12 protein-coding genes and 3 tRNA genes are annotated in these 10,984 nt (G+C 78.2%); 8 read left to right on the top strand and 7 right to left on the bottom strand.

What is annotated here, in order from left to right; genetic code table 11:
• Positions 1-132: 132 nt before the first annotated feature.
• Entirely contained in the window at positions 133-654 is a 522-nt protein-coding gene (locus ACI781_RS18970) for a hypothetical protein (protein ID WP_456567688.1), read from the bottom strand.
• 61 nt (positions 655-715) lie between these two features.
• On the opposite strand from ACI781_RS18970, the gene ACI781_RS18965 reads away from it, so the two are divergent.
• Genes ACI781_RS18965 through mftG form a run of 3 tightly spaced genes read left to right on the top strand, consistent with a single transcriptional unit; the run spans position 716 to position 4,414 of the window.
• Positions 716-1,582 (top strand): MBL fold metallo-hydrolase, encoded by an 867-nt coding sequence (locus ACI781_RS18965; RefSeq protein WP_456567687.1) that lies wholly within the window; start codon positions 716-718, stop codon positions 1,580-1,582.
• Positions 1,579-2,895, top strand: coding sequence for a class I adenylate-forming enzyme family protein (locus ACI781_RS18960; protein WP_456567686.1), 1,317 nt, complete (start codon positions 1,579-1,581; stop codon positions 2,893-2,895). Before ACI781_RS18965 ends, ACI781_RS18960 begins: the two co-directional genes overlap by 4 nt.
• Entirely contained in the window at positions 2,888-4,414 is a 1,527-nt protein-coding gene (gene mftG, locus ACI781_RS18955; protein ID WP_456567685.1) for a mycofactocin dehydrogenase MftG, read from the top strand. The genes ACI781_RS18960 and mftG overlap by 8 nt, the downstream gene beginning before the upstream one ends.
• 147 nt (positions 4,415-4,561) lie before the next feature.
• Here the strand turns inward: mftG and ACI781_RS18950 are convergent, their stop codons facing one another.
• Positions 4,562-4,768, bottom strand: coding sequence for a hypothetical protein (locus ACI781_RS18950; RefSeq protein WP_456567684.1), 207 nt, complete (start codon positions 4,766-4,768; stop codon positions 4,562-4,564).
• Positions 4,769-4,966: 198 nt separating this feature from the next.
• Between ACI781_RS18950 and ACI781_RS18945 the strand changes: the two genes are divergently transcribed.
• Positions 4,967-5,689, top strand: a complete 723-nt coding sequence (locus tag ACI781_RS18945) for a phosphodiesterase (protein ID WP_456567683.1) — start codon at positions 4,967-4,969, stop codon at positions 5,687-5,689.
• A 128-nt stretch (positions 5,690-5,817) separates the two neighbouring features.
• A complete protein-coding gene (locus tag ACI781_RS18940) occupies positions 5,818-6,828 on the top strand; it encodes a glycosyltransferase (RefSeq protein ID WP_456567682.1) in 1,011 nt (336 codons plus the stop codon).
• A 60-nt stretch (positions 6,829-6,888) separates the two neighbouring features.
• Here the strand turns inward: ACI781_RS18940 and ACI781_RS18935 are convergent.
• The 3 genes from ACI781_RS18935 to ACI781_RS18925 all read right to left on the bottom strand — a co-directional run bounded on the left by ACI781_RS18935 (position 6,889) and on the right by ACI781_RS18925 (position 7,157).
• Positions 6,889-6,962, bottom strand: a tRNA-Phe gene (locus ACI781_RS18935).
• A gap of 24 nt (positions 6,963-6,986) precedes the next feature.
• Positions 6,987-7,060: transfer RNA gene (locus ACI781_RS18930), tRNA-Asp, on the bottom strand.
• A gap of 24 nt (positions 7,061-7,084) precedes the next feature.
• Positions 7,085-7,157: transfer RNA gene (locus ACI781_RS18925), tRNA-Glu, on the bottom strand.
• A gap of 138 nt (positions 7,158-7,295) precedes the next feature.
• On the opposite strand from ACI781_RS18925, the gene ACI781_RS18920 reads away from it, so the two are divergent.
• The gene (locus ACI781_RS18920) at positions 7,296-7,937 is read left to right on the top strand and encodes an AMIN-like domain-containing (lipo)protein (RefSeq protein ID WP_456567681.1); all 642 of its coding nucleotides are present in this window, start codon (positions 7,296-7,298) and stop codon (positions 7,935-7,937) included.
• A 38-nt stretch (positions 7,938-7,975) separates the two neighbouring features.
• Here the strand turns inward: ACI781_RS18920 and ACI781_RS18915 are convergent, their stop codons facing one another.
• Positions 7,976-8,308: a hypothetical protein gene (locus ACI781_RS18915; protein ID WP_456567680.1), complete on the bottom strand. Its 333-nt coding sequence runs from the start codon at positions 8,306-8,308 to the stop codon at positions 7,976-7,978.
• Positions 8,309-8,370: 62 nt separating this feature from the next.
• On the bottom strand, positions 8,371-8,841 hold the full coding sequence (locus ACI781_RS18910) for a GtrA family protein (RefSeq protein WP_456567679.1): 471 nt from the start codon (positions 8,839-8,841) through the stop codon (positions 8,371-8,373).
• A gap of 215 nt (positions 8,842-9,056) precedes the next feature.
• Between ACI781_RS18910 and ACI781_RS18905 the strand changes: the two genes are divergently transcribed.
• Together ACI781_RS18905 and ACI781_RS18900 are read left to right on the top strand one after the other, a co-directional pair.
• Positions 9,057-9,932: a Rieske 2Fe-2S domain-containing protein gene (locus ACI781_RS18905; RefSeq protein WP_456567678.1), complete on the top strand. Its 876-nt coding sequence runs from the start codon at positions 9,057-9,059 to the stop codon at positions 9,930-9,932.
• A gap of 28 nt (positions 9,933-9,960) precedes the next feature.
• A complete protein-coding gene (locus tag ACI781_RS18900) occupies positions 9,961-10,842 on the top strand; it encodes a hypothetical protein (protein WP_456567677.1) in 882 nt (293 codons plus the stop codon).
• Positions 10,843-10,984: the final 142 nt, after the last annotated feature.

Here is a 10,984-nt window from a genome sequence, read left to right as displayed (position 1 = left end):
CGGGGGGCCCGGCCCGGGCGGCGCGCCCCCCGGGGGGGCACCAGCGGCGCCGCCCCCCCCCCCCGCCCCCCCGCCACCCGGCCCCCCCCCCCGGGGGGGGGGGGCGGGCCGCTGTCGTCGGTCGCGGGGTGGTCAGGCGCCGGTGCAGTTGGCGGTGCCGAACTGGTTCACGGCGGTCCCGGACGGACCGGTGAAGACGCTCTGGAACTCGGTGGCCGCCGTCGCCAGCTGCTGGCCGCCCTCGGGCGTCGTGAGGTCGACGGAGTTGGCGGTGTCCGCGAAGGAGCGCAGGGCGTCCCCGAGGACCGCCCAGTCCTCGGCGATCTCGGCCGGCGGCTCGGCGGCGTCGAAGGCGGCGGAGGCGTCGGACAGCGCCGTCGGGATGCTCTGGGGAGACGAGGGGTCGACCTGGTCGAGGGCCGCCACGAACTCCTGGGTCTGGGCGCAGAAGGCGGCGACGTCGGCGTCGCCGGAGTCCGCGCTGCTCTCCGCCGAGCTGCTGGAGGACGACGAGGACGAGGACGAGGACGAGGACGAGGACGAGGACGAGGACGAGGACGCGGAGTCGTCGTCGCCCCCGCAGCCGGAGAGGAGGAGGACGGCGGCGGCGGCCGTGGCGACCGCGGGGGTGGCCAGGCGTCGGAGTGCTCGCATGATCGCGACCGTAACCCGCCGGGCACGCGCGGAGCGGTCCGCCCCGCTAGCGTGCCGGTTCGTGGACGCACCGCTGGACCCTCGCCTCACCTGGGACCTCCCCCTCCCCGGCGCGATGGTGCGCACGGCCGAGCTGGAGCCACTGGTCACCCGGGTGCTCGCGCCCAACCCCTCGGGCCTGACGCTGGACGGCACCAACACCTACGTGGTGGGCGAGCCGGGCAGCGGGCAGGCGGTCCTCGTCGACCCCGGTCCCGACGACGCCGCGCACCTGGCCGCGGTGGAGGAGGCGCTGGCCGCCCGGGACGCGCGCTGCGTCGCGGTCCTGGTCACCCACCACCACGGCGACCACGCCGACGCCGCGCAGCCCTGGGGCGCCCGGTTCGGCGCGCAGGTGGCCGCGGCCGACGCCCGCGTCGCCGGCCCGGGCGGGCGGGTGCTGGAGCCCGGGGAGCGGCTGCGGCTGGCCGGGACGGCGGTCGAGGTCGTCGGCACCCCCGGGCACTGCGCCGACCACCTGGCCTTCCGGGTGGAGTCCGGCGCGGTGCTCGTCGGCGACCACGTGCTCGGCCGCGGCACCTCGGTCATCGCCCACCCCGAGGGCGACGTCGTGGCCTACCTGGAGTCGCTGCGGCGGGTGCACGACCTCGGGCCCAGCGCGCTGTACTGCGGGCACGGGCCGGAGCTGACCGAGGACCCGCGCGCCGTCCTCGACTACTACCTCGCGCACCGCGCCTTCCGCGAGGCGCAGGTGCTGGCGGCCGTGGACGCCGGCGCGCGCAGCGTCGACGACCTCGTCGCCACCATCTACGCGGCCGTGCCCCGCGAGGTGTGGCCGGCCGCCCGGCTGTCCACCCGCTCCATGCTCGGCAAGCTGGCCGCCGAGGGCCGGCTCGAGGTCGCCGGCGACGAGGTCCGCCCGGGATGACCGTGCCGGTGGTCCGCGCCGCCGACAGCGAGCGCGACCAGCGGCGGGCGGCGGCCGCGCTGGCGGCGGCCGGGGTGCGCCGCGGGAACCGGCTGCTGGTCTCGGCGGCGGCCTCGCCGGCGCTGCTGGCGGTCGTGCTCGGCGCGCTGCGCACCGGCGTCGTCCCGGTGGTCCTCGACCCGGCCCTGCCCGCGGACGAGCGGGCCGCGCTCGCCGCCGACGCGGACCCCGCCCTCGACGTCGGTGACGACCCGGGCCGGCTGCTGACCGGGGACGCGCAGGCCGACCTGGCCGACGTCCCCCTCGCCCGGCCGATGCACTACACGTCGGGCACCACCGGCCGGCGCAAGGGCGTCTGGTCCGGGGTGCTCGGTGCGGACGACGCCCGGGCCCTCGCGGCCGAGGAGATCGGCCTCTGGGGCTTCCACCCCGGCGACCGGCACCTGGTGCTCTCGCCCCTGCACCACTCGGCGCCGCTGCGGTTCTCGATCCACACGCTCCTCGCCGGCGGGGAGGTGCTGCTGCCCGGCCCCTTCGACGTCGCCCGGGCGGCCGCCGCGATCGCCGCCGAGCGGCCGACGACCACCTTCTGCGTGCCCACCCACCTGCAGCGCCTCCTGCGGCACGGCGGCGTGGACTGGAGCTCGTTCCGGCGGCTGGTGCACGCCGGAGCGCCGTGCCCGGAACCGGTCAAGCGCGCGCTGCTGGCCGCGGCCCCGCCCGGCAGCGTGTGGGAGTTCTACGGCTCCACCGAGGCGCAGTTCACCGTCTGCTCGCCCGAGGACTGGCTGGCCTCCCCGGGCAGTGTCGGCCGCGCCCGCCCCGGCCGGGTGCTGACGGCCGACGAGCGCGGCCAGCTGTGGTGCACCGTGCCGCGCTGGGCCCGCTTCGAGTACTGGCGGGCGCCGGAGAAGACCGCCGCCGCCTGGCGCGGGGACCGGGTCACCGTCGGCGACCTGGGCCGGGTGGACGACGACGGCGTCGTCTGGCTCGACGGCCGCCGGGAGGACCTGGTCATCTCCGGCGGGGTGAACGTCTACCCCGCGGAGGTCGAGGCGGTGCTCGACCGGCACCCCGGGGTGGTGGAGAGCGCCGTCGTCGGCGTCCCGGACCCGGACTGGGGGCAGCGCGTCGTCGCCGCCTACGTGGGGGACGCCGACCCCGCCGAGCTGGCCGGCTGGGCGCGGGAGCGGCTGGCGCCGGCCAAGCGGCCCAAGAGCCTGCACCCGGTGGCCGAGCTGCCCCGCACCTCGACGGGCAAGGTCCGCCGGCTGGACCTGCCCGGGCTCCTCGGGCTCGGCGACGGTGCCTGAGCCGCTGCCGGCCGAGGCCGACGTGGTGGTGGTCGGCGCGGGCACGTCGGGCTGCGCGCTCGGCGCCCGCCTGGCCGAGGCCGGGCGGCAGGTGCTGCTGCTGGAGGCCGGCCCCGCGCAGCAGGTCGCCGAGACCCGCGACGCCACGACGATGCGCGCGGCGGTGCCCGGTTCACCGGCCGCCGTCGAGGTGCCGGTCGAGCTCGCCCCGGGGGTGACCCGGTCGGTGGTGCGCGGCCGGGGCGCCGGCGGGTCGAGCGCGCTCAACGGCTGCTACTTCGTCCGCGCGACCCCCGCCGACTGCGACGGCTGGGGGGTGCCGGAGTGGTCCTGGGCGGCGGTGCTGCCGGCCTTCCGCCGGCTGGAGGCCGACCGCGAGCACGGCGGCTCCCCGCTGCACGGGGCCGACGGCCCGGTGCCGGTCACCCGCCCGGCGCCCGGCTACGAGCCGGCCGAGGCGTTCGCGGCGGCCGCGGCGGCGCTGGGCGTGCCCGCCGAGCCGGACAAGAACGGTGCCGGGCCGGCCGGCTGCGGCCCCCTGCCCTCCAACGCCGTCGACGGCGTCCGGGTCAGCGCGGCCGTGGCCTACCTGCGCGGGCAGCGCGGGCTCACCGTGCGCGGCGGCGTGCGGGTGCTCCGGGTGCTGGTCGAGCGCGGCCGGGCGGTCGGGGTGCAGACCGACGCCGGGGTGGTCCGCGCCGCGGAGGTGGTGCTGGCCGCGGGCGCCGTCGGCTCGCCCGAGCTCCTGCTGCGCTCGGGCATCGGCCCCGCCGGCGCGCTGCGCGACCTCGGCCTGCCGGTCGTCGCCGACGTCCCCGGCGTGGGGGAGGGGCTCGGCGACCACCCGATGGTGCAGGTGCCCTGGCGTCCGGTGCCCGGCCTCCCGGCGCCCCCGGGCCTGGCGCTGCAGCAGGTCCTGCACGCGGCCCCGGACGGGGCGCCCGGCGGCGTGGAGCTGCTGCCGTGGTTCCGCTCCTTCGCCGCCCTGCTGCCGGCGTGGGGCGCGGTCCCGGCCGACGACGGCGTGCTGACCGTCGGCGTCTCGCTGCTCCGGGCCGGCAGCCGCGGCCGGCTGACGCTGGCCTCGGCCGACCCCGGGCGGGCGCCGCGACTGCGCTACGGCTACCTCGCCTCCGCCGCGGACCGGGCCGGGATGCGGGCCGGGGTCCGGCTCGCCGCCGAGCTGCTGGCCACGGGCCCGCTGGCGGCGCTGCGCGCCCCGGCCGCCGACCTGCCGCCCGGGGACCCGCTCACGACCGCGGTGCTGGCCGACGACGCCGTGCTGGACCGCTGGGTGCTGCGACACCTCGGCACCGCCGTGCACCTGTGCGGGAGCGCGCGGATGGGGCTGGACGGCGACCCCGGCGCGGTCGTCGACGGGCGGCTGCGCGTGCGCGGCGTGCGGGGCCTGCGGGTCGCCGACACCTCGGTGCTGCCGCGGGTGCCCAGCCGCGGCACCGCGGCGACGGCGGTGATGATCGGGGAACGGGCCGCCGAGCTGATGACCGCGCCCGGCTGAGGGCCGCGCACCACCGCGCCCCGAGCGTCGCGGGATGCGGGCACGTCCGCCGCACCGCGCGGCCGGACGCAGGGCGCGCTGGGCGTGGCGCGTCCGGAGCGTCCCGGCGGCGCGCTGCCGCAGCCGCCGGGACGCCGGGTCAGGGGGTCACCGGATGGCGGTGATCTCGGAGGTGCTGGTCTCCGTCAACGGCGACCAGGCGTCCGGGTGCGGGCGGCCGGTCTGCGCCACCCACTGCGGCGCGGGCGCGCGGCCGGGGCGGGTCGCGGGACGGGCGCTCAGGGCGACGATCAGCGCCAGGAGCGCGAACAGCCCCACCAGAACGCCGCCGATGACCAAGAGCGTCGTGAACATGTACCGAACGTATGCGGCGGACCGATCCGTGTCATCGGGCATGCCGTGGCAGATCCACACGGACCTGGCGGCCGCCGTGCCCAAGTGCTGCCATCCCGGGCCGACCGGCCGGAGGTGTGGGCTGGCGACCCTCGCCCGGAGGGAGGAGCCGGGGACGAGTGGGTAGGGGCGGAGGCGTCCCCTCGACCGGAGGTCGCCGTGCCCACCGTCGTCCTGCCCACCGTCGCCGAGCTGGCCGGACAGGCCGTCGCCGTGCCGCTGGGGGCGCTCGCCCGCCGGCGGCGCGGGAAGCCGATGCACCCGCGGGGCCTCGTGCTCGACGGGGTCCTGCGGCGCACCGGCGGCGCGGACAGCGGTGTCACCTGGTTCGACGTCGCGGCCGTCGACGAGGTGACCGTCCGCCTCAGCCGTGGCACCGGGCTGCCGTCGCCGTGGCCGGACCTGCTCGGCCTGGCCGTGCGCGTCCCGGCGGACGGCCGGCCGGTGGACCTGCTGCTGTCCAGCGCCGGCCGCGGCCGGCTGGGCCGGGTGCTGCCGGTGCCGCGCCGGGACGCCGCGGGCCCGTACAGCTCGATCATGGGCTACCGCTCCGCCGCGGGGACGCTGCGGCTGGCGGCCTGGGCGACCGGCGGCGGCCCGGTGCCCTCGGAGCCGGACCCGCTGCGCGCGGTGGTGGCCCGGCGCCAGGTGACCTTCACCCTGGCGGTCTGCCGCGGGTCCGGCCCCTGGCGCCGGTTCGCCACGCTCGCGCTCGGCACGCCGGCGCAGGAACCGGATCCGGACGTGCGGTTCGACGCGGTGCGCAACCCGCCGCCCCAGGTGCTGGCCGACGGGCCGATGGCCCGGTTCCGGGCCCCGGCCTACGCGCGGGCGCAGCGGGAGCGGGCCGGCGAGGCTCCTACCAGCACCTCCTTCGGGTGACGGATCCCACCCGGGTGACCACACGGGGTTGCCGGAGTGGATGCTGGGTAGCCGGACAGGGACCGAAGTCCCATCGAGAGCACCCGCCCTGCCGTCGCGTGCTCGGCGTCAGGAGGAGTGCCGTCCGCGTGGACCCCGAGAACGAGCCGCGGGCAGCGTCGCCCGCGATCCGGGTCGCCACGGTGCCGCACCGCGCGCCCTACGTGGACGCCGTGCTGCCCGCGGGCGTCGTCCGGGTCGGGCCCGAGCACTCGCCCAGCCCGTGGCTGGACCCGGCGTACCTGACCGCGCACGCCGCCGAGGTGGACGTCGTCCACGTGCACGGCGGTTTCGGGCACCTGCCCGAGGACGAGGTCGTCTGCTTCACCGAGGCCATCCGGCGCACCGGCGTCCCGCTGGTCGTCACGGTGCACCAGCTGCGCGACCCCGCCCAGCCGCTGCGGACCCGCCACGACGCGCACCTGCGGGCGCTGCTGGACACCGCGGAGGTGGTCTTCACGCTGACGCCCGGTGCCGCCGACGAGATCGCCGACCGCTTCGGGCGGACGGCGATCGTCGTCGCGCACCCGACCGTCGCCGCGCCCGACCCCGAGGTGGGCGGCGAGCGGGGGCTGGTGGGGTTGCCGCTGCGGCTGGACGCCTGCGTCCCCGACCCCGCCGGGGTGGTGCGGGCCGCCCTCAACGGCGCGGTGAACGGCGGCGGGCGGCTGCGGGTCTTCCTCGCCCCCGGCTTCCCGCTGCCCGACCTCGGCGAGCTGGCCGGCAACCCGTCGGTGGAGCTGGTGGAGCTCGACGAGCAGCGGTGGGCCGCGCAGCTGCAGGAGCTGCACGTGGCGGTGCTGCCGGAGTCCTGCGGGACGCACTCGTCGGAGCTGGAGGTGTGCCGGGACGTCGGCACCCGGGTCGTCGCGCCCAGCTGCGGCTGGTTCGCCGACCAGTGGTCCGACGTCGTCACGTACGGCAACGACGAGGAGCGCGGCTTCGACCCGGTGTCGCTCAACGGGGCCGTCGCCGCGGCGCTGACCCGGCCCGCGCCGCGGCCGGCGGACCGGGCGTGGCGCGAGCAGCAGCGGGCGGCCGTGCGGGACGTCCACGCGCAGGTGTACTCGCAGGTGGCGCTGGACCGCGTCGGGAGCTGAGGAGGCGGGCCCGGCCGACGGCCGGACCCCGGGAGGGGTGTCCCCTCGAGGTGCTGTGTGTGGGCAGGGGCGGGGTCGAACCGCCGACCTCTCGCTTTTCAGGCGAGCGCTCGTACCGACTGAGCTACCTGCCCCGATCCGGTGTCTCCACCGAGAAGCGACCCTGACGGGACTCGAACCCGCGACCTCCGCCGTGACAGGGCGGCGCGCTAACCAACTGCGCTACAGGGCCTTGCTGTGTACTGCTGGTGCTGCGTGCCCCCAACGGGGTTCGAACCCGTGCTACCGCCTTGAAAGGGCGGCGTCCTGGACCACTAGACGATGAGGGCTCGGTGTTCGCCGGGGGCGCTGAGAACTGTACATGCCCCCCGCGCACCCTCCGACGGGGGGGCTCCCCGGGGGGTGTCGCGGGGCGACACGCACCCCGGGTCCGCCCAGGCGGGGGCTGCCGCTGACAGGCTCCCCGGGTGAGCACCGTCCGTCGCCTCCGCCCCGCCCCTGCCGTGTTGTCGGCCGTCCTGGCGGCGGTGCTGGTGAGCGGCTGCGCCGGTGAGGAGGGCGCGTCGGCGGACCCCACGCCGGCCGCCGGCGGGTCCGCCACGACCCCCGCGGCCGACCGGGACGCCACCGCCGCTCCCTCGGAGGACGGCGCCCCGCCGTCGGCCGGGACGCCGGGGGAGACCACCGCGCAGGCCGAGCCCGAGGACGGCGCCCGGGTGACCGTCACCGACATCCGCACCGGCCGGCACGACGGCTTCGACCGTGTGGTGTTCGAGGTCGGCGGCGAGGGCCTGCCGGGCTGGGACGTCCGCTACGTGGACGTCGCGTCGTCGCAGGGTCGCGGCGAGGTCGTGCCCGTCGCGGGGCAGGCGATCCTGCAGGTGACCCTGAGCGGTGTCGCTTACCCGTACGAGACCGGCGTGGAGGAGTTCTCCGCGGCCGGGGCGGTCCCGGGCGCCGGCACGCGCACCGTCACCGAGGTGGTCTTCGACTCGACGTTCGAGGGCACGACGGTCGCGTTCGTCGGCACGACCTCGCGGGCGCCGTTCCGGGTATCGCTGCTGCAGGACCCGACGCGGGTCGTCCTCGAGGTCCCCGACCCGGCCTGACGCCGGCCGGCCCGTGCGGGCCGGGCCGGCCGGTGCGGTCAGCTCAGCGACGCGGTCAGCTTCACCTCGTCGTCGGAGACCGACGTGCACTCCAGCGACAGGCCACCCGCGGAGACGCTCTCGCCCTCGGCGCAGGAGACGCTGGCGCCCCCGACGCTGATCGAGGCGCGGCCGTTCTCGACACTGCCCAGGCTGATCGTCGGGCCGATCGGCAGGTCCACCTCGGTGCCCGTGCCGCTCAGCGTCACGGTGCAGGAGTTGGTGTCGCAGGAGAAGGTCTCCGAGCTGAAGGAGCACCCGGCGAGGGAGAGCAGGCCGAGGCCGGCGGCGAGCGCGGCACCCGCGAGGCGGCTGTTCCGGGTCGTCGTCATGCCCCGAGGGTAGGGGCGCGCCCCGCCGGCGCGGGCGCGCGACGCGGCCGGGCGCCGAGGACTCAGCCGATGCGGCCGCTCGTGGAGTGGAACAGCCAGCGCAGGGCGATGAAGCGCAGCGTGCCGATGGTCACCGTGACCAGGGCCACCAGCGCGAACTGCACGTACGGGTCGTCGGTGTCGGTGGTGGCCGTCAGCCAGGCCAGCGCGAGGCTGGTCGAGACCAGCCCGGCGATCGACAGCGCGCCCGCCTCGACCTGCGCCGTCAGGAAGCTCACGCGCTCGCCGGCCCGGAAGGTCAGCCGGCGGTGCATCTCGTTGGCCAGCACCGACGTCGTCACCGAGCCGATCCAGTTGGCGGGCTGCGCACCCAGGCCGTGCAGGACCAGGAACAGCAGCGCGTACAGCCCGCTGGTGGAGCCGCCGACCAGCACGAACCGGGCGAACTGGCCCAGCGCGTCGTCGGAGCGCAGCCGCGTGAGGACGGCCTCGACCCGCTCGCCACGTGGGCGCGAGAGGGTCGGGCAGGTCATCATCGGCTCCTGGGTGGGCACACGGACACTAGGCAGGGTCCTCCTGGCAGCTGCCTGGACGCCAGCGGTATTCCGGGAGTGAGCGGACGTCACCCGCCCGCGCGTGCATGAGACCACGGGGGGCCGACAGGACCGGGCCCGGCGCGGCCGACCGTGACGGAACCGGTGCCCGTCCGACCTGCGTGCCCGGGCGCCCGCGGGGGTAGGGGGCGGCCATGGGTCTGATGGGCTTCCTCGATCGACTCGCCGACGTCGACACCTTCGACAGGGCCATGGAGCCGGCGCGCCGGGCCGTGCAGTCCGCGCCCGGCGCCCTGAAGGACCTGCTCCACGGCACCTGGCTGGGGCACCCGCTGCACCCGGTCCTCGTGCAGGTCCCGGTGGGCAGCTGGGTGTCGGCCGGCATCCTCGACGCCGTCCCCGCCCTGCGGCCCGCGGCGACCGTCCTCATCGGCACCGGCGTCGCGGCGGCGCTGCCGGCCGCGGCCTCCGGCGCCGCCGACTGGTCCGAGCAGGACGTCGGCGTCCGCCGGCTCGGCGTGCTGCACGCGGTCGCCAACACCGCGGCCCTCGGCCTCTACGTCGGGTCGCTCGCCGCCCGCGCCCGCGGCCGCGGGACGCTCGGCCGGGTGCTCGCCTACGCCGGGCTCGGCGTCGCCGGCGGCTCGGCGGCCATCGGCGGGCACATGTCCTACGCCCGCTCCGCCGGCGCCTCGCACGCGGCGACCGCCGCGCGGGCGCTGTCCTCCGAGTGGATCGACCTCGGCCCGCTCGACGACCTGCCGGAGGGGCGGCCCGCGCTGCGCACCGGCTCGGGAAGCGGGGTGGACGTGCCGCTGGCCGCGGTGCGCCGGGGCGGCCGGGTCGACGTCTTCATCGGCGCCTGCTCGCACCTGTCCGGCCCGCTGTACGGGGGCAGCGTCGAGGAGGTGCGCGGGCGCGCCTGCCTGGTCTGCCCGTGGCACGGCTCGGCGTTCGACCTCGACGACGGCGAGCCGCGGCGCGGCCCGGCGGCCAACCCGCAGGAGAAGCTCGAGGTGCGGATGGAGGCCGGGCGGGTCATGGCGCGGCTGCCGAGCCGCGACCGCTGACCGCCGGGCGGTCCCGGCGTTGCGGGGCGTGCGGCGGACCGCGCTGGCCGGGGTGGCGGCGGCCGTGCTCGCCTGCGCCTCCTGCGGTGCCGGCGACGGCGCGCCGCCCGCGGGTGCGGAGTCCTCCGGGTCGCCGGCCACGACGACGCCGCTGCGCACCGGGCCGCCGGTGCCCCCGGTGCCGGGCATCAGCGCCCAGGCCGTCGAGTACCGCACCGACCGGGCCGCCGGCGGGCAGGTGCAGGTCACGGTGACCGACACCGGCGACCGGCCGTTCACCGTCACCTCCGTGGCGATCGACTCACCGGGGTTCGCGCCGCTGCCCGCCGTCCCCGTGACCGCCGCCTTCGTGCCGGGACGGCGGACCGACCTCCCCACCCCCTACGGCGACCCCGTCTGCGACACCGCGGCCGAGCCCGCGGCCGCGCGGCTGACCGTCGTCCGCCCGTCGGGGGCCGTCGAGGAGCTGCGGGTGCCGATGGCGGCGGAGTCGCTGGCCGCCGTCCACACGCGGCTCTGCGCGGCTGCCGCGGTCCAGGCCCTGGTCGCGGTGACCGTCGCGGACCTGGTCCCGGACGGCGACGCGCTGACCGGCCGGCTGGTGCTGCACCGGTCCGGGGACGGCGAGGAGGCCGTGACCGCGGTGCGGCTGGAGGGCAGCGTCCTCTACACGGCGCGGGCCGAGCTGCCGCTGGAGCTCGCCGCCGGGCGGGAGGAGGCGTCGGCCCCGGTCGCGTTCACCACCGCGCGCTGCGACCCGCACGCCCTGGCCGAGACCAAGCAGCCCTACCTGATGCCGCTGGCGGTCACGGTCGACGACGGGACGGCGGTGACGCTCGACCTGCCGCTGGACGACTCACAGCGCGAGCAGCTGCGGCAGCTGACCGCCCGCACCTGCACGCCGGGCTGAGGCGGCCGGGTCCGGGATGGAGACCGGCCGGGGGGGCCGCCGGGGGGGGGGGGGGGGGGGGGGGGGCGGCGCGGGGGGGGGGGGGGGGGGGGGGGGGGGGGGGGGGGGGGGGGGGGGGGGGGGGGGGGGGGGGGGGGGGGGG

Source organism: Blastococcus sp. SYSU D00695 (assembly GCF_054050555.1).
Note: the sequence above shows the minus strand (reverse complement) of the source record. Positions and strands in the feature narration are given on the sequence as shown.

Coding starts and splice junctions, on each gene's coding strand:
- ACI781_RS18915 (WP_456567680.1), bottom strand. CDS start 8,308: ATGACGACGACCCGGAACAGCCGCCTCGCGGGTGCCGCGCTCGCCGCC.
- ACI781_RS18960 (WP_456567686.1), top strand. CDS start 1,579: ATGACCGTGCCGGTGGTCCGCGCCGCCGACAGCGAGCGCGACCAGCGG.
- ACI781_RS18910 (WP_456567679.1), bottom strand. CDS start 8,841: ATGACCTGCCCGACCCTCTCGCGCCCACGTGGCGAGCGGGTCGAGGCC.
- ACI781_RS18905 (WP_456567678.1), top strand. CDS start 9,057: ATGGGTCTGATGGGCTTCCTCGATCGACTCGCCGACGTCGACACCTTC.
- ACI781_RS18970 (WP_456567688.1), bottom strand. CDS start 654: ATGCGAGCACTCCGACGCCTGGCCACCCCCGCGGTCGCCACGGCCGCC.
- ACI781_RS18950 (WP_456567684.1), bottom strand. CDS start 4,768: ATGTTCACGACGCTCTTGGTCATCGGCGGCGTTCTGGTGGGGCTGTTC.